At 75.9% G+C, this 21,191-nt stretch carries 20 protein-coding genes and 1 riboswitch; of the genes, 10 read left to right on the forward strand and 10 right to left on the reverse strand.

All coding sequences use genetic code 11. From position 1 onward, the window contains the following. Positions 1-441, forward strand: a 441-nt coding sequence (locus tag ACSNN7_RS24270) for a hypothetical protein (protein ID WP_436683243.1), incomplete at its 5' end; no start/stop codon positions are given. A gap of 29 nt (positions 442-470) precedes the next feature. Here the strand turns inward: ACSNN7_RS24270 and ACSNN7_RS24275 are convergent. Next, a complete protein-coding gene (locus tag ACSNN7_RS24275; protein WP_436683244.1) occupies positions 471-1,016 on the reverse strand; it encodes a hypothetical protein in 546 nt (181 codons plus the stop codon). A gap of 100 nt (positions 1,017-1,116) precedes the next feature. Between ACSNN7_RS24275 and ACSNN7_RS24280 the strand changes: the two genes are divergently transcribed. After that, entirely contained in the window at positions 1,117-1,944 is an 828-nt protein-coding gene (locus ACSNN7_RS24280; protein ID WP_436683245.1) for an SAM hydrolase/SAM-dependent halogenase family protein, read from the forward strand. Between the two features lie 39 nt (positions 1,945-1,983). Beyond that, positions 1,984-2,226: a CPCC family cysteine-rich protein gene (locus tag ACSNN7_RS24285; RefSeq protein WP_436683246.1), complete on the forward strand. Its 243-nt coding sequence runs from the start codon at positions 1,984-1,986 to the stop codon at positions 2,224-2,226. 73 nt (positions 2,227-2,299) lie between these two features. On the opposite strand, the gene ACSNN7_RS24290 is transcribed toward ACSNN7_RS24285, so the two are convergent. Beyond that, entirely contained in the window at positions 2,300-3,562 is a 1,263-nt protein-coding gene (locus ACSNN7_RS24290; RefSeq protein ID WP_436683247.1) for a hypothetical protein, read from the reverse strand. Positions 3,563-3,670: 108 nt separating this feature from the next. Here ACSNN7_RS24290 and ACSNN7_RS24295 point away from each other — a divergent pair, with 108 nt between their 5' ends. Next, positions 3,671-4,486, forward strand: a complete 816-nt coding sequence (locus ACSNN7_RS24295) for a DNA-formamidopyrimidine glycosylase family protein (RefSeq protein ID WP_436683248.1) — start codon at positions 3,671-3,673, stop codon at positions 4,484-4,486. A 171-nt stretch (positions 4,487-4,657) separates the two neighbouring features. Beyond that, entirely contained in the window at positions 4,658-8,257 is a 3,600-nt protein-coding gene (locus ACSNN7_RS24300; RefSeq protein ID WP_436683249.1) for a hypothetical protein, read from the forward strand. Positions 8,258-8,290: 33 nt separating this feature from the next. On the opposite strand, the gene pspM is transcribed toward ACSNN7_RS24300, so the two are convergent. From pspM to ACSNN7_RS24335, 7 genes are all read right to left on the reverse strand, one after another. Further along, positions 8,291-9,076, reverse strand: coding sequence for a phage shock envelope stress response protein PspM (gene pspM, locus ACSNN7_RS24305; protein WP_436683250.1), 786 nt, complete (start codon positions 9,074-9,076; stop codon positions 8,291-8,293). Between the two features lie 23 nt (positions 9,077-9,099). After that, positions 9,100-9,972: a PspA/IM30 family protein gene (locus tag ACSNN7_RS24310; protein WP_436683251.1), complete on the reverse strand. Its 873-nt coding sequence runs from the start codon at positions 9,970-9,972 to the stop codon at positions 9,100-9,102. 191 nt (positions 9,973-10,163) lie between these two features. Beyond that, on the reverse strand, positions 10,164-10,610 hold the full coding sequence (locus ACSNN7_RS24315; protein ID WP_436683252.1) for a helix-turn-helix domain-containing protein: 447 nt from the start codon (positions 10,608-10,610) through the stop codon (positions 10,164-10,166). A 161-nt stretch (positions 10,611-10,771) separates the two neighbouring features. After that, positions 10,772-11,335, reverse strand: coding sequence for a CinA family protein (locus ACSNN7_RS24320; protein ID WP_436683253.1), 564 nt, complete (start codon positions 11,333-11,335; stop codon positions 10,772-10,774). A gap of 123 nt (positions 11,336-11,458) precedes the next feature. Beyond that, entirely contained in the window at positions 11,459-12,046 is a 588-nt protein-coding gene (pgsA, locus tag ACSNN7_RS24325) for a CDP-diacylglycerol--glycerol-3-phosphate 3-phosphatidyltransferase (RefSeq protein WP_436683254.1), read from the reverse strand. A gap of 77 nt (positions 12,047-12,123) precedes the next feature. Next, complete coding sequence (rimO, locus tag ACSNN7_RS24330; RefSeq protein ID WP_436683255.1) at positions 12,124-13,626, reverse strand: 30S ribosomal protein S12 methylthiotransferase RimO; 1,503 nt, start codon at positions 13,624-13,626, stop codon at positions 12,124-12,126. A 75-nt stretch (positions 13,627-13,701) separates the two neighbouring features. Further along, on the reverse strand, positions 13,702-14,625 hold the full coding sequence (locus tag ACSNN7_RS24335; protein ID WP_436683261.1) for an ornithine cyclodeaminase family protein: 924 nt from the start codon (positions 14,623-14,625) through the stop codon (positions 13,702-13,704). A gap of 91 nt (positions 14,626-14,716) precedes the next feature. Beyond that, positions 14,717-14,779: riboswitch (guanidine-III (ykkC-III) riboswitch) on the forward strand. Between the two features lie 64 nt (positions 14,780-14,843). Between ACSNN7_RS24335 and ACSNN7_RS24340 the strand changes: the two genes are divergently transcribed. Together ACSNN7_RS24340 and ACSNN7_RS24345 are read left to right on the forward strand one after the other, a co-directional pair. Beyond that, positions 14,844-15,158: a DMT family transporter gene (locus ACSNN7_RS24340; protein WP_436683256.1), complete on the forward strand. Its 315-nt coding sequence runs from the start codon at positions 14,844-14,846 to the stop codon at positions 15,156-15,158. A 105-nt stretch (positions 15,159-15,263) separates the two neighbouring features. Continuing rightward, positions 15,264-15,509: a hypothetical protein gene (locus tag ACSNN7_RS24345; protein ID WP_436683257.1), complete on the forward strand. Its 246-nt coding sequence runs from the start codon at positions 15,264-15,266 to the stop codon at positions 15,507-15,509. Positions 15,510-15,570: 61 nt separating this feature from the next. On the opposite strand, the gene ACSNN7_RS24350 is transcribed toward ACSNN7_RS24345, so the two are convergent. Then, entirely contained in the window at positions 15,571-18,024 is a 2,454-nt protein-coding gene (locus tag ACSNN7_RS24350) for a DNA translocase FtsK 4TM domain-containing protein (protein WP_436683258.1), read from the reverse strand. A 114-nt stretch (positions 18,025-18,138) separates the two neighbouring features. On the opposite strand from ACSNN7_RS24350, the gene ACSNN7_RS24355 reads away from it, so the two are divergent. The 3 genes from ACSNN7_RS24355 (at position 18,139) to ACSNN7_RS24365 (ending at position 21,107) form a co-directional block, all read left to right on the forward strand. Then, a complete protein-coding gene (locus tag ACSNN7_RS24355; RefSeq protein ID WP_436683259.1) occupies positions 18,139-18,615 on the forward strand; it encodes a YbjN domain-containing protein in 477 nt (158 codons plus the stop codon). Between the two features lie 80 nt (positions 18,616-18,695). Continuing rightward, on the forward strand, positions 18,696-20,216 hold the full coding sequence (locus ACSNN7_RS24360; RefSeq protein WP_436683262.1) for a YbjN domain-containing protein: 1,521 nt from the start codon (positions 18,696-18,698) through the stop codon (positions 20,214-20,216). Positions 20,217-20,279: 63 nt separating this feature from the next. Continuing rightward, positions 20,280-21,107: an isocitrate lyase/PEP mutase family protein gene (locus ACSNN7_RS24365; protein WP_436683260.1), complete on the forward strand. Its 828-nt coding sequence runs from the start codon at positions 20,280-20,282 to the stop codon at positions 21,105-21,107. The last annotated feature ends 84 nt before the right edge of the window (positions 21,108-21,191 follow it).

Consider the following 21,191-nt stretch of genomic DNA (forward strand, 5'->3'; position numbering starts at 1 on the left):
GTTGCGCCCGGCGGCGAGCGACTGCCAGCCGCCCGTCTGCGCCGGGGCGGGCCGACGCTGGTGCTCGCCGCCACCGACCCGGCCAACCCGTACGGGGCCGCGCTGCCCTGGCCGGAACGGGTGGTGGACTCCGGGGACGGGGCCGCCCCGGCGACCGGGCACCGGGCCGGCCGCAAGGCCGGCGCGCTGGTGGTGCTGGTCGACGGGGATCTGGTGCTCTACGTCGAGCGGGGCGGCCGGACGATCCTGTCGTTCACCGACGACGCCGAGGCGCTCGCCGCGGCCGGCAAGGCGCTCGCCGACGCGGTGCACTCCGGCGCGCTGGGGGCGATGTCGGTGGAGCGGGCCGACGGGGAGGCGGTGGGCTCCTCGCCGCTGCGCGACGCGCTCACCGCCGCCGGTTTCCGGGCCACCCCGCGCGGGCTGCGGCTGCGCGGCTGACGCCCGGGCGGGGCCGGGGCCGCGGCCGGTCAGCCCAGCTTGGCGAGGACGTCGTTGTACCGCTTGCGCTCGGCCGCGCCGGTCTTCGTGCCGAGGTAGCTCAGCACCACGGCGCCCTTGCGGTAGGCGTCGGCGCCCCAGATGTCCATCTGGTTGGTCGCGTTCGCCTCGGTGGGGAAGACGTACACCTTCACCGCGTCGGTGGTCAGCAGCTCCGCGCAGCCGATGCCGGCGCCGTTCGGTCCACAGTCGACCGTCCGGTTACGCACGTTGCTCACCTTCAGACCGGCCGCCGTGAACGCGTCGACGACCTTCCGGGCTCCGGGGGTGCCGGCGGCCTTCGTCGGCATCCGGAAGGCCGGAGTGGACGGGCTCTCCGACGGGGTCTTGGGTGCCTTGCCGTTCGCCGGGCCGGTCGGTTCCTCCGGCGGCGGCGCCTCGCTGGGGGCGACGGCCTTCGGCGAACCGTCCGCCCAGGAGGGATCCCCGGGCTCGGGGTCGCTGCCGCAGGCGGAGAGCCCGAGGGCGAGCAGGATCGTCACGGCGGCCGGCAGGACACGAACGCGTTTCGTCACCCCGGCAGTCTGCCGAATGCGGTGACGGAGCGGCACCGGCCGGTCGGCCGAGCGGCGTTCTCCGGTCAGCGCCGCCCCCGCACCGGCTAGCCTCCTCCCCATGGCCCCGACCGCCTGGATCTCGCTGACCACCGACTACGGCCTCGCCGACGGGTTCGTGGCCGCCTGCCACGGGGTGATCGCCCGGATCGCCCCGGCGGTGCGGGTCGTCGACGTGACCCACCTGGTGCCGGCCGGTGACGTCCGCCGCGGGTCGGTGGTGCTGGCCCAGACGGTGCCGTCCCTGCCGCACGGGGTGCACGTGGCGGTGGTCGACCCGGGCGTCGGCACGACCCGGCGGGGCGTCGCGCTGATCACCCCGGGCGGGCTGCTGGTCGGGCCGGACAACGGCCTGCTGCCGCCCGCCGCCACCGCCCTGGGCGGGGTCACCGCCGCGGTGGAGCTGACCAACCCGGAGTGGCTGGCCCCGCAGGTGTCCCGCACCTTCCACGGCCGGGACGTCTTCGCGCCGGTCGCCGCCCGGCTCGCCCTCGGCGCCCCGCCGGCCGACGCCGGGCCGCCGGTCGACCCGGCCACCCTGGTCCGGCTGCCCGAGCCGGTGCTGCGCCGGGACGCCGACGGGTTCACCGCCGAGGTGCTCACCGTCGACCACTTCGGCAACGTCCAGCTCGCCGCCGGCGCCGACCTGCTGCCCGCCCTGCCCGAGGCGGTGCGGGTCGCCGGGCGGCCCGCCGTACGCGGGCGGACCTTCGGCGACGCCGCGACCGGCGCGCTGGTGCTCTTCGCCGACTCCGCCGGTCTGCCGGCGGTGGCGGTGAACGGCGGGCGGGCGGCGGACCTGCTCGGGGTGGCGCCGGGCGATCTGGTCACGGTGCGCAGTGAGCATGACGGGGGCAACGGGCAGCGGGCCGGCCACGGGGGACACTGACCCTGCCGCCGTACGGTCCGGTGTGGAATGCTGCTCGGCGTGGGTGAGCTCTGGGTACCGGTTGCCTGTCCCTGCTGCGGTTCGCGGACCGGTGGGGGCACCTGCCCGGTCTGCTTCTGGACGGACGACGGCCAGGCCGACGCGGACGCCGACGTGGTACGCGGCGGCCCGAACGGTGACCTCAGCCTCACCCACGCCCGGCTGAACTTCGCCGTCTACGGCGCCAGTCACCCGCGCTATCAGGACATGGTCCGCGCCGCCCGCCCCGACGAGCGGCCCTGACCGACCTGACCGGGCGGCACCGGGGCCGCCGGACCGGCGAGGCGTCCCGCACCCCGCCGGTCCACCCCTGCGCTCAGCAGCGCGGCACCGTCCCGCCGTAGACGGCGGAGATGTACGCGTGGCTGACGTACTGGCCGCCGGCCAGCCGGTTCCAGCGGCTGGTGGTGCGGTACGGCCCGGTGACCGTCTGCCCGACGACGTAGCACTGGATCGGCACGTGGGCGTAGGTGGCGGCGAGCCCGCGCACGCCGTACCCGGTGCCGGGGCCGGTGCGGACGTTGAGCGGCCCGTCGCCGACCACGCCGCGGGGTCCCCCGCCGGTCCACAGGTACGCCACGTCGACCCAGGCGTTGTCGGTCAGCAGCAGCCCGTCGGCGAAGGTGCCGTCGGCCAGGTCGATGCCGGCCGGGTTGAGCACGGTACGGCCGAACTGGTCCCGCCCGCCGTTGTAGCCCGACTGGTACGCCGCCTGCGCCTGCGGCCGCCCCTGCGGCAGGTCCTTCCAGTTCTCCCGGACGGCGCTGGGGTTCCAGTAGTCGTCCCGGGTGTTCCACGGCCCGACGTCCCAGACCGGGGCGTACTCGCAGCGGCTGCCGCTGGTGGTGCAGACCCGCACGGTGTAGTCGCCGCTGTTGAGCGGGGCGAGGCCGCGCCGGCTGGGCAGCGCCACGAAGTGGTCCCGGGGCCGGATGATCCGCCCGTTGGCGGTCTGCTCGCCGACCAGTCCCACCCGGGTGGCGTAGACCCGGAAGACCAGGCCGGGGGTGGCCGCCGAGACGGCCAGGACGGTGTCGGCGGTGAGGCCGACGGCGCGTACCGAGGCGGTGGCGCGCGGGTTGCGGGCGCTGAGCAGCACGCGGGTCTGGACCCGGGTGACCGGCCCGTCGAAGACGGCGCCGGCGCCGGTGGCCTCCCGCCACTCGGTCCAGCCGGCGCTGCGCCAGCCGCGCACCTGGGCCTGCACCGCACCGCCCCGGGCCACGTCGGCGGCGACCTCGGCGCGGATCCGGGTGGCCGGGCGGGCCAGGGTGCGCGCCGTGGTGAGCAGGGTGCCTTCGGCGACCGGCCCGCCGGCGGCGGCCGGGCGGGTGCGGGCCGCCGGCCGGGTGTCGGCGAGCCGGAGCCGGCCGGCGCTGACCCGGACGTTGACGTCGTCGCCACCGGCGACGGTGAGTTCGGCGGACCAGCGCTCGGCCTCGGGGGCGGTGGCGGTGGACGGGGCGGGTACGGCCCGCGGCGCGGCGAGCGCGGGGGCCGGTAGGAGGCTCGCGGCGACGGCTGCGGTCAGCACGCCGGCGAGCAGGGTGGAGGGAACAGGACGCGGGGTACAGCTCATGGCATTCTCCTCAGAACCCCCTGATACTGCGTTGTCAGGAGATCAAGGGGAAGCAAGGTACAAATAGCGACACATGCGAATTTCACTCGGACGAGGGAGGATGGTGGGGTGCCCGAAGGCGACACCGTCTGGAACACCGCCCGCGTCCTGCACCGGGCGCTGGCCGGCGCCACCCTGACCGGCAGCGACTTCCGGGTGCCGCAGCTGGCCACCACCGACCTGACCGGGTGGACGGTGCGCGAGTCGGCCAGCCGGGGCAAGCACCTGCTGCTCCGCCTGGCCGCGCCCGAGGCGGCGTCGGACGTGCGGCACTGGACGCTGCACTCGCACCTGCGGATGGACGGCGCCTGGCGGGCGTACGCCCCCGGGGAACGCTGGGCCGCGCGGCCCGCGCACCTGATCCGGGTGGTGCTGCGCAGCACGCCCGCGGTGGCCGTCGGCTACCACCTGCACGAGCTGGCGCTGCTGCCGACGGCCGAGGAGGAGTCCCTGGTGGGGCACCTCGGGCCCGACCTGCTCGGCCCGGACTGGGACGCGGCCGAGGCGGTCCGCCGCCTCGCCGCGCATCCGGAGTCCACCATCGGCGAGGCGCTGCTGGACCAGCGCAACCTCGCCGGGGTCGGCAACCTCTACAAGTGCGAGGTGCTCTTCCTGCGCGGCGTCTCGCCGTGGACGCCGGTCGGCGCGGTGCCCGACCTGGCCGGCACGGTGGCCCTGGCCCAGCGGCTGCTGGCGGCCAACCGGGGCCGCTGGACGCAGAGCACCACCGGCTCGTTGCACCGGGGCGGGACCAGCTACGTCTACGGCCGGCGGGCCCAGCCCTGCCGGCGTTGCGGCACCGCCATCCGCAAGGAGGAGCTGGGCGAGCGGGTCACCTACTGGTGCCCGGTGTGCCAGCCCGCACCCGAGCCGGCGCAGCCGTGACCGACACGCCCGGGCGACGGGACACGTACCGGATTGGGACGATTGGGTAGTTCCTATCCGGCCGCCGAGGTCGCATGCTGCGGTTGAGTGCTCACCGCTCGTCACTGCCGGGCGCGACCACCCGCCACGTCGAGGTGGCGGCCACCGCGCCCCCAGGCCCCGGGGAGAGCCATGGCCCTGTTCCGCAGACTGCGCTCCAGCTGGCCGGTCCGCGCCGACCGCGCCGGCGGGCCCACGGTGCCGGCGGCGCGTACCCCCGACGCGGCCGGGCCGGCGCCGGCCAGCCTGGACCCGGCCGCCGTCCCGCGCTGCTTCGGCCCGGTGCCCAACTTCGCGCACAGCCCGCTGCCGGCGCTCGACGACCGCGGGCGGGTGGTGCCCGGCACCGGCATCCGCAAGTTCGTCGACGCGCTGCCGCTGCCGGGCCCGCTCGGGCGCAACGGGCTCGGCGCGCACCTGCCCGTCGCGGTGCCGGACACGATCAGCTACCCGGGCTGCGACTACTACGAGATCGGGCTCTGCGAGTACACCCAGCGGCTGCATCGGGACCTGCCCACCACCCGGCTGCGCGGCTACCGGCAGCTCAACCTCGGCACCGACCTCGACGGGCACAACACCGTCGCCCCGCCGGAGCGGCCGTACCACCTGGGGCCGATGATCGTCGCGCGGCGCGGGCGGCCGGTGCGGGTCAAGTTCATCAACCAGCTGCCCACCGGCCGGGCGGGCGAGCTCTTCCTGCCCGTCGACACCACCCTGGACGGGACCGGCATCGGGCCGCTGGACGGGCCGGCGCCGTACCCGCAGAACCGGGCGGTGCCGCACCTGGCCGGCGCGCACACCGGCTGGACCAGCGCCGGGAACCCGTGGCAGTGGGTGACCCCGGCGGGTGAGATCACCCCGTACCCGAACGGGCCGGGACTGAGCCACGTGCCGGACATGCCGCACCCCGGCCTGGGTGCCACCACGCTCTACTTCCCGAACGAGCAGAGCGGCCGGCTGATGTGGCTGCACGACAACACCCTGGGGATGTCCCGGCTGACCGTCTACTCCGGGCAGCTGGCGCCCTACCTGCTCGTCGACCCCGCCGAGGAGCGGCTGGTGGCCGACGGCGTGCTCCCGGCCGAGCAGCTCCCGCTGGTGATCCAGGACAAGACCTTCGTCCCCGACGACGCCCAGCTCGCCGCTGAGGACCCGACCTGGGACCGGGATCGGTGGGGCACCCGGGGCAACCTCTGGCACCCGCACGTCTACCAGCCCCGGCAGAACCCGTACGTCCCGTCGGGGCGCAACCCGACCGGCCGCTGGGACTACGGCCCGTGGGTGCCCGCGCCGGGCGGCGGCGACCCGCTCTGGGTCGGCCCGGTGGACAACCCGCACCACGACCCGGTCGCCGCCCCGGAGGAGCCGCCCCGGGCGCCGGGGCTGCCGCACCCGGGCGCGGTGCCCGAGGCGTACGGGGACACCGCGCTGGTCAACGGCGTCGCGTACCCGTACCTGACGGTGCAGCCGAAGGCGTACCGGTTCCGGATCCTCAACGCTTGCGCCGACCGCAGCCTCAACCTGGCGCTCTACCGGGCCCGCTCCGACGCGGCGATGTGGCATCCGGACGGGGCGCTGGCCGACGCCGGGGCCGGCGAGGTGCCGATGGTGGAGGCGATGCGCGCCTCGGGCCGGCCGGCCGACTGGCCCACCGACGGGCGCGAGGGGGGCGTGCCCGATCCCCGGGCGGCGGGACCGCGCATGATCCGGATCGGCAACGAGGCCGGCCTGCTCCCCGCGCCGGTGGTGGTGCCGAACCGGCCGATCGGCTACCGCTACGACCGGCGCGACCCGACGGTGCTCAACGTGGACGGGCACGCGCTGCTGCTCGCGCCGGGCGAACGAGCCGACGTGGTCGTCGACTTCTCCACTGTCGCGCCCGGCGGCACGCTGATCCTCTACAACGACGCCCCGGCCCCGCTGCCCTGCTTCGACCCCCGCTACGACCACCACACCGACGCCCCGGACCGCGCCGCCGAGGGAGGCGTCGCCGGCACCCGCCCCGGGTACGGCCCGAACACCCGCACCCTGCTCCAGTTCCGGGTGGCCGGCACCCCGGCCGAGCCGTACGACCTCGGCCGGCTGGTGGAGCGGCTGCCCGGGGCGTACGCGGCCGGCCAGCGACCGCCGATCGTGCCGCAACCGGAGTACGACGCGGCGTTCGGCACCCGCACCGCCGGCCGGACGCAGGTGCCGGCGCACGCCACCACGATCAGCTTCACCCCGACCGGCGCCACCGCCCCGGTGACCCTGCCGATCGAGGTGAAGACGGTCGGGCAGGTCTTCGAGCCGGGGCACGGGCGGCAGGCCGGGCGGCTCGGCGTCGGTCACCCGCACGCGGGCCCGCTCGGCCCGGCGTCCCTGCCGCTGGGCCCGGCCGATCCGGCGACCGAGGTGCTGGTGGCCGCCGACCCGGACGGGCCGCCGGGCGCGGCGGCCGACGGTACCCGGGTGTGGCGGATCAGCGGGACCGACCGGCAGACCCACACGGTGCGGATCAGCGGCTGCGACGTGCAACTGGTCAACCGGGTCGGCCGGGACGGCACCGTCCGCTCCCCGGACGGCGGCGAGCTGGGCTGGAAGGAGACGATCCGGGTCAACCCCGCCGAGGACGTGGTGGTGGCGCTGCGGCCGGTGGTGCCCCCGCTGCCGTTCAAGATCGGCGACAGCGTACGGCTGCTCGACCCGACCCGGCCGGCCGGCGCCCGGGTGGGCAGCACCGGAGTCAGCCCGCTCGACGGGCGCCCGGCGACGGTGGTCAACCAACTGGTCAACCTGGGCTGGGAGTACCGCTGGTCCAGCGGCGCGGCCGGCCAGCGCGACCTGGGGATGAGCCGCCCGCTGGTGCTGCGGGTCGCGCCCCGGGGGCCGAGCGGGCTCACCGCCACGCCGGTGCCCGGCTCGGCGACCGCGCTGCCGGCGATCGCCCTGGCCTGGACCGGCAACGGCAGCCGCCCACCGGCCACCAGTCACCTGCTGCAGCGGGCCACCGATACGGCCTTCACCGAGGGGCTGACCACGATCACCGTGGCGGCCACCGCCACCCGGTACACCGACGCGACGGTCACCCCCGGCGTCACCTACCACTACCGGATCCGGGCGGAGAACGCGGTGAGCTGCTCGGCCTGGTCCAACAGCGTCCCCGCATCGGTGCGGCTCAGCGCGCCGACCGGTCTCGCCGCGGCCGTGCCGCCGGCCGCTCCGCTGCGGATCGCGCTGCGCTGGGCGAACCGCTCCTTCGCCACCGGGATCGACGTGCAGCGGGCCACCAACCCGACCTTCACCAGCGGACCGGCCACCACGGCGATCGCGGTGGCGGACAACCACGTCGACCCGGCGGTGGCCCCGGACACCACGTACTACTACCGGGTCCGCACCACGTACCTGGGGGCGGCCTCCCCGTGGTCGACGGTGGCCACGGTGACCACCCCACCGGCGCCGGCGGCGCCGACCGGGGTGACCGCCACCCCGAGCGCCCCCGCGCCGGACACGGCGACGGTGGTGCTGAACTGGGCGGCGGGTACGCCGAGCGGGCCGGGCGCGGGCTGCACCGTGCAGCGGGCGCTGGACCCGTCGTTCACCCGGGAGGTGGCCACCTTCACCGTGACCGGCCGGGGCTTCACGAACACCGGGCTGGCCCGGGGCGTCACCTACCACTACCGGATCCGCTCGTTCAACGTGGTCGGCAGCTCGCCGTTCACCGGGCCGGTCCCGGTCACCACGCCGGACTGAGCCGCCCGGGCAGCGGTGCGCCGGGCGGGCCGGTCAGCGGGTCGGGGTGCGCAGCGGATCGCCGACGGCGCGCAGCTCGGCCAGCGCCGAGGCCACGCCGTGCAGCAGGTCGGTCGCCTCGGTCAGCCGCGAGGCGGCCGGGTGCTCGGTGCTGGGGCGGGCGTCCTCGGCCACGTAGCCGGCCGCCGCGACGACCAGGCCCTCGTACGCGGCCACCCCGCTGTCGAGCTGGCCGACCAGCGTGCGGTGTGCCTCGCCGAGACGGGACCGGGCCTCCGGCGGGGCCAGTTTGAGGGCCCGTTCCACGCTCGCCACCCGGCCGGCCAGGTCACGCAGCGAGCGGTCGGCCGCGGCGGCCTCCAGCACCGCCGGCTCGGCCAGCCCGGTCAGCCGGGGCGCCATGCCGGCGAGGGTGAGAGCGGCCCGGTCCAGCCGGGCCCACGCCGGGCCTGCGGTGGTGCCGCGCAGCGCCAGCCGGGAGCGGACCCGGCGTACCTCGGCCAGCACGCCCGGGCCGACGGGAAGGCGCTCCACGGCGGCGACCAGCCGGGCCCGGGACCGGGCGGCGGCCTCGGCCGGGTCGAGGGCGGGCGGTGCGGGCCGGGCCGCGAGGGCGCGCAGGTCGACCCAGCGCCAGGCGGCCAGCGCCACCGCGCTGCCCGCCGCGCCGGCCCAGGCCGCGTCGGGCAGCCCGAGCCCGGCGTACGGGGTCAGCACGGCCGCCGCGCCGCCGAGCCCACCGGCCAGGACGCTCCACCGCCGGGCGGAACTCCGCAACCGGCGCAACCGACGGAAGTGTCGTGCTCGCTCGTCCGCCACCCGTACCTCCTCGTACCGTCCGCTCAGCCGGCGGCGGTGGTATCCCCCGTGCCGCGGTCGCGGGTCATGCTCGCGCGGATCTCGTCGAGCCGCGCGGCGGCTGCCGGGTCGGCCGCCGGGACAGCCGGCTGGTTCTGCTGCTGCACGGCCGGCTGCTCCTGCTTGCCCAGCTGGTCACCGGCCATGCTCGCGCGGATCTGCTCCAGCCGGGACGACCCGGCGCTGTCCAGCGTCGACTTCTGGATCTCCAGCATCCGTCCCTCGACGGAGTTGCCGGCCAGCTCCGCGCGGCCCATCGCGTTGGCGTAGCGGCGCTCGATGCGGTCGCGCACCTCGTCCAGCGAGGGAGTGTTGCCGGGGGCGGTGACCGCGGACATCGACTCCAGCGAGCGGGCCACGCTCTCCTGCATCTTGGCCTGCTCCAGCTGGCTGAGCAGCTTGGTGCGCTCGGCGAGCTTCTGCTGGAGGATCATCGAGTTGTTCTCGACCGCCCGGCGGGCCTGGGCGGCCGCGCCGAGCGCCTGGTCGTGCAGGGTCTTCAGGTCCTCGGTGGCCTGCTCGGCGGAGACCAACTGGGTGGCCAGCACCTGGGCGGACTGCTCGTAACGGCCGGCCTCGGTCTCGTCGCCCCGGGCGCGGGCCTGGTCGGCGAGGACCAGCGCCTGCCGGGCGTTGCCCTGGAGCCGTTCGACCTCGGACATCTGCCGGGAGAGCTTCATCTCCAGCTGGCGCTGGTTGCCGATCACCGCGGCCGCCTGCTGGACCAGCGCCTGGTGCTGGCGCTGCGCCTCCTCGATGGCCTGCTGGATCTGCACCTTCGGGTCGGCGTGCTCGTCGATCTTGGAACCGAAGAGCGCCATCAGGTAGTGCCAGCCCTTGACGAACGGGTTCGCCATCTCCGCGGTATCCCCTCAGTAGCGTCGCTGCGCCTCGACCGGAGCCGGACCGGGCCGACCGGTCGGCCGCGTCCTCCCATCGTCGCAGCCGGACGCCAGCGGGACGTCCGTACCGCGGGAGCGCCGTACGGCCTGCGATCAACCCTACGCGGCGGGCGCGAGCCCGGCCATGTGGCGCGGAGGGCGGGCGATCAGGCGGCGCAGACCACGTCCCGCTCGGCGGGGCGGACCCGGGTGCTGCGCAGGGTGGCCTTCAGCGGCGAGTCCTGGCGGACCGAGACGGCCACCTTGCCGTCGGAGGTGACCTGGCGGACGCCCCGGTTGGTGGCCTTGCGCACGGCCACCGGGGCCGGCGCCGGCTGGGCCGGCTCGTCCTGCATCGGCACCAGCACGCCCGGCAGCTGCTCGGCGAGGGCGACCGTGTCGCTGACCTCGCGCAGCAGCTCGGACAGGCGGGCGCCGAGGGCGTCGCAGATCGCGGCCAGCAGCTCGCTGGAGGGCTCCTTCTGGCCGCGTTCGATCTCGGACAGGTAGCCGAGGCTGACGTTGGCAGCGGTCGAGACCTCACGCAGGGTGCGGTGCTGACCCTGTCGGCGCGCCCGCAGAGCGTCGCCGATCACGCGTCGTAGCAGGACCATCGCACCTCCCCCTGACGGGAATCCCTCTCCCCCGGGCGCCCGCCCGCGCCGGACGCGGTCCCCCGCGCCGTCGCCGGCGTCGCGCGCCGGAGCCTTCCCGCAACCGTACCCGTTGCCCGCCCCCGCGACATCCCACCCCGCCCGTCAAATCCGATCACTCGTCACCGCCGCCCGGCCGGGCGGGCGGTGGCGTCGTCGTCGGCGCCGGCCCCGGTCCCCTCGCCGGCCGCCTGGATCTGCTCGGCCAGCAGGCGCAGCGCCTCGATCACCGCCGCCGCGCGGATGTGGTCCCGGCCACCGTCGAGGTCCAGCTCACGGACGACGGTGCCGGTAGGCCCGGCCGCCGCGACGTAGACCAGCCCGACCGGCTTGCCGTCCTGCGGCTCCGGCCCGGCCACGCCGGTGGTGGCCAGCCCCCAGTCCGCCCCGCAGCGCCGCCGCCCGCCGTCGGCGAGCGCCCGCGCCACGTCGGGGTCGACCGGCCCGCGCTCGGCGAGCAGGTCCGCCGGCACGCCGGCCAGCTCCGACTTCAGCTCGGTGGCGTACGTGACCAGGCCGCCCCGGTAGACCCCGCTGACCCCGGCGATCTCCACGATCGCGGCGGAGAGCAGCCCGCCGGTGAGGGACTCGACGCAGCCCAGCGTCTCGTGCCGCTCGTGCAGGCTGTGCACCACGGCCGCCGCCGGGCTCCCGGCGGGCCGCTCGTTGTTCGCATCCGTCCCCATGCCCTGCTTCCCTTCCCCGCCTGCCGACGCCTACTCATCCTGCGCCCGGCGGCGCCGGTCACGGCGCTGTTGCGCCGACACGCCGGAGCGCGCCCCGGCGACCAGGGGTCGGCAGGGCTCCGGTCAGCGGGCGGGGCGGCGCAGGCGCAGCGCCTGGGCGACGTAGTCGAAACCGGTGACCACGGTGACCACCACGGCCGCCGCCATGATCCACGGGCCGACGGCGGCGAGGGCGGCCGGCATCGGCCAGAGGTACCAGGTGATCGCGAGGATCTGCAGCGCCGTCTTGATCTTGCCGCCCCGGCTGGCCGCGATCACCCCGCGCCGGATCACCCAGAAGCGCAGCGCGGTGACGCCCCACTCCCGTACCAGGATCACCGCCGTCACCCACCAGGGCAGCCGGTCGTACCAGGAGAGCAGCACCAGGGCGGCGCCGGTCAGCGCCTTGTCGGCGATCGGGTCGGCGACCTTGCCGACCGAGGTGACCAGCTTGAACCGGCGGGCGATCCAGCCGTCGACCAGGTCGGTCGCCGAGGCGACCGCGAAGATCAGGCAGGCGGCCATCTGCCAGCCGGCGCGGGTCGTCCCGGAGACGATCACCGAGACCGCGAAGACCGGCACCAGCACCAGCCGCAGGGCGGTCAGCGCGTTGGCCGCGTTGACCACCGGCACCCGGGCGACCACCGGCGCCGACTCCGTCGCACCGGTCACGGTCGCCCCCCGCTTCCGCCGCCGTGGCGTACCAGGCACCGCACCACGTGGCTCCCCCGCTTCCTCCGAGCGCGCCGTCACCGTTCCGCGCCGGGCGCCGCCGAGATCATCTCATCCGGCACGGCGATCAGGTCGACACCCTCGGTCGCGGTGACCGTGGCGCGGACCAGATCGCCCGGGCGCAGCGCGGCCAGGTCGACCCCGCCGCCGACCGGCGCGACCAGGGTGGTCGAGCCGTCGACCTCGGGCGCCTGGTGGGCCGCCCGCCCCTCGACCACGCCGCCGTCGACCGAGTCGACCAGCACCTCCACGGTCGAGCCGAGCCGCTCCTCGGCCCGCTGCGAGCAGAGCTCGTCGGCGAGCGCGCTGAGCCGGTCGTACCGGCGCTTGACGGTGGCGGCGGAGACCTTGCCGGGCAGCCCGGCGGCCTCGGTGCCGTCCTCGTCGCTGTAGTCGAACATGCCGATCGCGTCGAGGCGGGCCTCGGTCAGGAACCGGACCAGCTCGTCGACGTCGGCGCGGGTCTCGCCGGGGAAGCCGACGATGAAGTTGCTCCGCGCGCCGGCCTCCGGCGCCAGGGCGCGGGCGCTCGCCAGCAGCTCCAGGAACCGGTCGGTGGAGCCGAACCGGCGCATCCGGCGCAGCACCGGCTCGCTGGAGTGCTGGAAGGACAGGTCGAAGTAGGGCGCCACGCCGGGCGTGGTGGCGATCGCCTCGACCAGGCCGGGCCGGGTCTCGGCGGGCTGGAGGTAGCTCGCCCGGACCCGGACGATGCCGTCGATCGCGGCGAGCTGCGGCAGCAGCTTCTCCAGTGCCCGGGGGTCGCCCAGGTCCTTGCCGTACGAGGTGGAGTTCTCGCTGACCAGCACCAGCTCGCGGACGCCGGTCTTGGCCAGCCACTCCGCCTCGGCGAGCAGCTCGTCCGGCGTACGCGAGACGAAGGCGCCGCGGAAGGCGGGGATGGCGCAGAAGGCGCAGCGCCGGTCACAGCCGCTGGCCAGCTTCAACGAGGCGACCGGGCCGGTGTCGAGCCGGCGGCGCAGCACTTGGCGCAGGTGCGCCGGGGTGTGCTCGTCGGTCTCGGTGACGGCCCGGGTGGGCGTGCCGTGCCCGGGCAGCGAGACGGCGCTGTCCCGGCGGGAGACCGGGGTGAGCGGCAGCAGCTCGCGCCGGTCGCGTGGGGTGTGCGCGGCGACCGCCTCGCCGGCGACGACCGCGTTCAGCCGGGCGGAGATCTCGGGGTAGTCGTCGAAGCTGAGCACCGCCTGCGCCTCGGGGAGGCTGTCGGCCAGCTCACGCCCGTACCGCTCGGCCATGCAGCCGGCCGCGACCACCTTGGCGCCGGTGTCGGCGGCGGCGAGCAGGGTCTGGATGGAGTCCTGCTTGGCCTTCTCCACGAAGCCGCAGGTGTTCACGACCACCACGTCGGCGCCCTCGCCGTCGGTGGTGACCTGCCAGCCGTCGGCGTGCAGCCGGGCGGCCAGCTCCTCCGAGTCGACCTCGTTGCGGGCACAGCCCAGGGTCAGCAGGGCGACGCGGCGGCCGTCGGCGGCGTGGGAGGGGGAGGTGGCAGACACCATCCGAGGGTACCGGGCGGCGCGGCACGGCCCGGTAACGCCCGCGCCGCCCATCGGACGGCTCACACCGCCGTCCGGTCAGACGGTCGCCGCGCCCACCCGCACCAGCCGGTCGAGGAGGAAGACCTCCGTGCCGGCCAGGCCGGTGGAGCAGAAGACCGAGACCTGGTCCGCGCCGGTCCGGCCGGGGACCGCCCCCGCCAGCACCGCGCCCAGGTCGCGCAGCCGTCCCGCGTACGGCTCGACGGCGGCGAGCATCGGCGGGGAGTACGCGCCCGCCTGGGCCGGCGAGTCGGTGACCAGCACGTCGGCGGCGTCCAGCAGGTCGGTGCCGAACTCGTGCCGGTCGGCCTGCTTGAAGCCGACCGCGTTGACGTGGGCGCCCGGGGCGAGGTCGGCGGCGTCGAGCACCGGCGTCGTACTGGTGGTGGCGAGCACCACCACGTCGCGGTCCCGGACCGCCGCCCCGGCCGAGTCCACCGCGCGGGCCGGTACGCCCAGCTCGGCGCGGACCCGGGCGGCGAACGCGCCCCGGCGGGCGGCCGAACGGCTGTGCACCGTCACCTCGCGCAGCGGACGCACCGCCGCGACGGCCCAGACCTGCGTCCACGCCTGCCGCCCGGAGCCGATCACCCCGAGGGTCGCCGCGTCCGGCCGGGCCAGCGCGTCCACCGCGACCCCACCCAGCCCGCCGGTACGCCGGGAGCCCAGCTCCTCGCCGACCGCCACCGCCCGCACCGCCCCGGTACGCCCGTCGTGCAGCACCACGAGCTGCTCGGACTCCGCCAACCCGAAGGTGTCGTACGAGCGGAAGCCGTACCACTCGCCGGTGAGGTGGCCGGCGGTGAGCACCAGCCGCCCGCCGCCGAGCGGGGCGGCCGTCCGGGGCGGGGCGACGAGCCGGCCGGCGTGGGCGGCCAGCAGCGCGTCCCGCATCGCCGCGACGGTCGCGGGGGCGTCCAGGGCGGCGGCGACCTCCCGGTCGGTGAAGAGCAGCGTCATGCCCGCCATCGTGCAACCTGAAGTCAGCTTCAGCTCAACCCGTGGTGTGCCGGATCACGCCCCGCCCGTATCGGGCGGTGTTAGCGTCGGCGACGGCGGCCCCGGCCGCCCCGGACGAGTGGTGGGCGTACCCGGTCAGGCCAAGACGCCCCGCGACAGACAGACCGACTCGTCCCGGCCGCGAGGGCCCGGGGCCCGCTGTACCGAGGTGATGACCCGTGGCCTGGATCGTGCTGGTGCTCTCCGGCCTGCTGGAGACCGCGTGGGCGGTGTCGCTCGACCGCAGCGCCGGTTTCAGCCGGCCCCTCCCCTCCGTCGTCTTCGTGGTGACCCTGGTGCTCAGCATGCTGGGGCTGGCGTACGCGCTGCGCGAGATCCCGGTCGGCACCGGCTACGCGATCTGGGTCGGCATCGGCGCGGCCGGCACCGCCGTGTACGGGATGGTGGCCCTCGGCGAGTCGGCCAGTCTCGCCCGGATCGCCTGCCTGCTGCTGGTGGTCGCCGGCGTGGTGGGGCTCAAGCTCTTCCACTGACCCCGGCCGGCCCGGCGGGGGGTATCGACCCGGATGCGTAGCCCGAGGCCGGAGTGGGTAGAGATCGGCCGGACACCCACAGCGGCTCTCACCTCGGAGGACGTCATGGCCGACATGCACGCGACCGCCCGCCCGCGCAGCAACGCCGCCCGGATCTGCACGATCCTGGCCTTCGTCTTCGCCGTCGTCGCCATCTTCGTGGCGCCGGTGATCTTCGGCCTCGCCGGCCTGGTGCTCGGCATCGTCGGCGCGGTGCTGGGCGACAAGCCGCTCGGCTGGTACGCCGCCGCCGCGAGCGTCGTGGGGGCCGTCATCGGCGTCGCCCTCGTCGCCGCCATCATGAACAACTGACCTGCCACCTGCGCACCGAGGCCCGCCGGGTATCCGGCGGGCCTCGTCGTGCCAAGGGGGCTCAGTCCTGATCGCCGCGCAGGCCGACCAGGACCTCCTCCAGCTCGTCCGGCTTGACCAGGACGTCGCGGGCCTTGGAGCCCTCGGACGGGCCGACCACGCCCCGGGTCTCCATCAGGTCCATCAGCCGGCCCGCCTTGGCGAAGCCAACCCGCAGCTTGCGCTGGAGCATCGAGGTCGAGCCGAACTGCGAGGTGACCACCAGCTCGACCGCCTGGACCAGCAGGTCCAGGTCGTCGCCGATGTCCTCGTCGATCTTCTTCTTGCTGTCCTGCGCGGGGGCCAGCACGTCCGGGCGGAACTCCGGCTCGCGCTGGTCCTTGCAGAACTTCACCACGTCGGCGATCTCGCGCTCGGTCACCCAGGCGCCCTGGATCCGCACCGGCTTCGAGGCGCCCATCGGCAGGAAGAGCCCGTCGCCGCGGCCGAGCAGCTTCTCCGCGCCCGGCTGGTCGAGGATGACCCGCGAGTCGGCCAGCGAGGAGGTGGCGAAGGCCAGCCGGGACGGCACGTTCGCCTTGATCAGGCCGGTGACCACGTCGACCGAGGGGCGCTGGGTGGCCAGCACCAGGTGGATGCCGGCCGCGCGGGCCAGCTGGGTGATCCGGACGACCGAGTCCTCCACGTCGCGCGGGGCGACCATCATCAGGTCGGCCAGCTCGTCGACGATCACCAGCAGGTACGGGTACGGCCGCATCTCCCGCTCGCTGCCCGGCGGGGCCTTGATCTCGCCGTTGCGCACCTTGCGGTTGAAGTCGTCGATGTGCCGGACCCCGTTGGCGGCGAGGTCGTCGTAGCGCATGTCCATCTCGCGGACGACCCACTCCAGCGAGTCGGCCGCCTTCTTCGCGTTGGTCACGATCGGCGTGACCAGGTGCGGGATGCCCTCGTACCCGGTCATCTCGACCCGCTTCGGGTCGATCAGCAGCAGCCGTACCTCGTCCGGGGTGGCCCGGGTGAGGATCGACACCAGCAGCGAGTTCAGGCAGGACGACTTGCCCGCGCCGGTCGCGCCGGCGATCAGGATGTGCGGCATCTTGGCCAGGTTGGCCACCACGTAGCCGCCCTCGATGTCCTTGCCGAGCGCCACCACCATCGGGTGGTGGTCGCTGGTGGCGGCCCGCGAGCGGAGCACGTCACCGAGGGCGACGTTCTCCGGGTCGGTGTTCGGGATCTCCACGCCGACCGCGCTCTTGCCCGGGATCGGGCTGAGGATGCGCACGTCCGGCGACTTCACCGCGTACGCGATGTTGCGGGAAAGCTGGGTGATCCGCTCGACCTTGACCCCGTGCCCGAGCTCGACCTCGTAGCGGGTGACCGTCGGGCCGCGGGTGAACCCGGTCACCGCGGCGTCCACGTCGAACTGCTCGAAGACGCCGGTCAGCGCCGCGATCACCTCGTCGTTGGCCTTGCTCCGGGTCTTCGGCGCGGCGCCGCTGCTGAGCATGTTCGCCGGCGGCAGCGTGTAGTCGCCGGCCAGCCCGGTGAGCGCGAGCTGCTCGGCCCGGGTGGGCGCGGGCGAGTGCTCCGGCGGCTCGGCCGGCTTGCGGCTGGCCGGCACCTTCGGCTTGCGGGGCAGCACGATGGTGTCCTGCAGGTCGACCCCGCCCTCGCCCTCGTCGAAGTCGTCCGGGTCCAGCGGCGGCGGCGCGGTCCGCTTCGCCGGGCGGCGGCGGGCCGGCTTCGCCGCCGGGTCCTCCTCCGCCTCCGGGTCGGCCGGCGGCGCGACCAGCGTGCCGGCGAGCAGGCCGAGCCGCTCGGGGATCTTGTTGATCGGGGTCGCGGTGACCACCAGCAGCCCGAAGACGAGCAGCAGGATCAGCAGCGGCACCGCGACCCAGGCGGTGACCCCCGCCTCCAGCAGGTCGCCGACGCCGGCGCCGATCAGCCCGCCGGCGTAGTCGCGCTGCACCGGGTCGACCGGGTCCTGTCCGATGTGCAGCATCGCCGCCGTGGCCACCAGCATCGAGCCCCAGCCCACCAGGCCACGGCCGCGGTGCTCGGGGTCGGCGGGGGTCCGCATCAGCCGCCAGGCGCCGATCATCAGCAGCACCGGGACCACTATCGCGATCGCGCCCAGGAAGAGCCGCACGGTGTCGGCGAGCCGGGCGCCGAGCGGGCCGGCCCCGGAGAACCAGATCCCCACCCCGCTGAGGATGGCCAGCCCGAACAGCAGCAGCCCGGCGCCGTCGCGGCGGTGCTCCGGATCGAGGTCCCGGGCCGAGGCGGCCTGCCGCCCGGCCGCGCGGACCGCCCAGCCCACGCCGTGCGCCAGGCCCATCCACAGTGCACCGACCGCGCGTCCGACGTAGACCGCCGGACCCGGCCGGGCCGCCGGCCGCCGCCGGGCCGGAGACCGGGTGGCCTTCTTCGCCGGCTGGCGGGCACGGCTGTTCGTGGTACCGCGCGGCGACGCGCCGCGTCGCCGGCTCGCCTGAGAGGTACGGCCCGCCATACAGTCACCGTAACGGCGTGACCCGGGAGATCGCCGCTTTTCCGGGTCGTGTCCGCGCGTCGCAGCACGGACCACGCCCACAGACGTGTTATTCGCCTCAGGAAGGGATGCCCGATGGCGTCGCCTGCTTTCGAGGACGGTCCGGACGACCCCCTGGCCGGGCACCCGCAGGCCCTGCGGCCGTTGACCGGCGAGCTGATCGCCGCCGTGCTCGCCAACCGCGGGTACGCCTTCTCCGCTGACGCCGACGGCGACCTGGTCGGGCGCTGGGACGACAACCTGATCTGGTTCCTGCGCCCCGGCGAGGCCGGCGAGCTGCTCCAGGTCCGCACCATGGCCGCGCCGACCTTCGGCATCGAGTACGTCCCGACCCTCTACGCCTTCTGCAACTCGTGGAACCACGACCGGCTCTGGCCCAAGGCGTTCGTGCACGTCGACGACGAGGGGGTGGCCCGGGTCTGCGGCGAGGTGATCACCGACCTGGAACGGGGGGTCACCCCGCACCAGCTCGACCAGCTCGTCGACTGCGGCATCTCCACCGGCTGCCAGCTGGCCGCCGCCGTCGCCCAGCTCCCCGGGGCGATCCGGTGACCGGCCGGGGCGAGCACCTCCGGCGCGGGCTGACCCCCCGCGTCCCGGAGCTGGTCGCGGCGCTGGCCGACGCCCGGGACATGCCCGACGGCGAGGCCCGCTTCGCCGAGCTGGACCGGATCGCCGCCCGCGCCGACGCGCTGGGCGACGCGCACTCCGCCCTGGACGCCCGGTTCGCGCTGGTCGAGGCGTACCTGCTGCACGGGGAGCGGTGGCGGCTGGCCGAGCCGGTACGGCGCTGCCTGGCCGCCGTGGACCGGGCGCCGGACCTGCTGACGGAGCGCCCCGGCGACGCCGAGCTGCTGCGCCGCCACCAGCGGCACGCGGTCGAGGCAGCGATCGGCACCCCGCGGATCGGCCTGGACCAGGCCCGCGCCCTCCTCGACGACCTGGCCCGGCGGGCCGGCGAGCCGACCGCGCTCGTCGCCCAGCTGCGCTGCCGGCTCGCCGACCACCTCGGCGACGAACCGACCGCCCGCCGCCGGTACGACGACTGGTGCGCGGCCGAACCCGACCCGACCGCCGGCTGTCCCGGCTGCCTGCCGGTCCGCCGGGCGGAACTGCTCGCCGGCTGGGGCGACGACGCGGCGGCGCTGGAGACGTTGCGTCCCGTCCTCGACGGTGCGGTGGACTGCACCGACTCGCCGGAGCGGGCCCTGGCCGTGGCGCTGCTGCCCTGGCTGCGCAGCGGGGAGGCGGAGCGGGCCGGGCAGGCGCACCTGCGGGCGTACCGGCGGCACCGGCGGGAGCGGGGCGCCTTCCCGTACCTCGCCGCGCACCTGCGCTTCTGCGCGCTGGCCGGGCACCCGGGCCGGGGGCTGGACATCCTGGCCGAGCAGCTGCACCAGCTGGACCAGCCGTACGACGACCTGTCCGCGATGGAGTTCGCCGCCGCCGGGGCGCTGGTCTGCGTCCTCGCCGCCGAGGCGGGGCCGGCCGGGCGGCGGGTGCGCCGGCCGGCGCACGGCAGCCGGGCGGCGGCCGAGGTGGACGTGGAGACCCTCGGCACCGACCTGCTGACGCTGGCGACCGGGCTGGCCGGCAGCTTCGACGCACGCAACGGCACCGGTCACCAGTCCGGCCGGATGGCCTCCTGGCTGGCGGAGCGGCCGCCGGCCAACCCGGTGCCGCTGCCCGAGGAGACCGGCGAGGACCCGGCGGCGGACGACACGCCGTTCGCCCCGGCGGCCGACGAGCTGGCCCCGCTGAGCCTGTCGATGATCATCGCCGCCCTGGACCGCCGGGGCGACGTCTACGTCGTGGACGCCGGTCCGGTGGTGGTCGGGCGCTGGCACGAGGCGGTGATCCAGTTCCGGCAGGTGGGGCAGCACGGCGAGATCCTGCACGCCCGGGTGGTGGCCGCCCGGCGGCTGCCCGCGTCCCGGCTGACCGAGGCGTACGAGTTCTGCAACGGCTGGAACCACGACCGGCTGCTGCCCAAGGCGTACGTGCACGACCTGGGCGAGGGCGAGCTGGTGCTGGCCGGGGACGTGACCACCGACCTGGAGCACGGCGTGGCCCCGGCCCAGCTGGGCGTCCTCATCGACGCGGCGGTCGCCACCGGCGTGGCGTACGCCGACGCGGTCGCCGCGCTGCCCTGAGCGGCGCGGGTGAGGTCCGAAAGCCGCCGGACGCCGACGCGCCCCGCTGGTGCACTTGGTGGCATGACGACACCACAGCAGCAGGCCGCTCGCCTGCGCGCCCTGCACCGGCCCGGTACGCCGCTCGTCCTGCCCAACGCGTGGGACGTGGCCAGCGCCCGCCTGGTCGAGGAGTGCGGGGCCCCGGCGGTGGCCACCACCAGCGCCGGCGTCGCCTGGGCCCTGGGCGTCGCCGACGGCGGGGCGCTGGACCGCAGCCGGGCGCTCGCGCCGCTGGCCCGGATCGCCGCGGCGGTGACGGTGCCGGTCACCGCCGACATCGAGGACGGGTACGCCCCCGACCCGGCCGGCGTGGCCCGGACCGTCACCGAGGTGCTGGCCGCCGGCGTGGTGGGCATCAACATCGAGGACGCCGACCCGGACGACCCGACCCGGCTGCGCCCCACGTCGGAGCAGTGCGCCCGGATCGCCGCCGCCCGCCGGGCCGCCGAGGCCGCCGGGGTGGCGCTCTTCGTCAACGCCCGGATCGACACCCACCTGCGGGCGGTCGGCGAACCGGCGCAGCGACTCGCCGAGACCCTGCGCCGGGCCGAGGCGTTCCTGGCGGCCGGCGCGGACGGCGTCTTCGTGCCGGGGGTGGTCGACGTGGAGAGCATCGCCGCGCTGGTGTCCGGGGTGGACGGACCGGTGAACGTGCTCGCCGGCCCGGGCGCACCCGCCGTGGCCACCCTGGCCGAGCTGGGCGTGGCCCGGGTCAGCCTCGGCTCGTCGCTGGCCGAGGCCGCGTACGGCCTGGTCCGCCGCGCCGCCACCGAGGCGCTGACCGGCGGCACCTACACCGCCCTCACCCCCGCCACCTCGTACGGCGAGCTGAACGCCCTGCTCCGCTGACCGCGGAGCCCCCACCCCAGCGCGGGGCGGCCCCCGACGGCGCCCAGCTGGTGCTGGAACTCCAGCGCTGGACCGGCTCCGGCT

The sequence above is a fragment of the Micromonospora sp. URMC 105 genome (assembly GCF_051386295.1).
Classification (GTDB): Bacteria; Actinomycetota; Actinomycetes; order Mycobacteriales; family Micromonosporaceae; genus Micromonospora.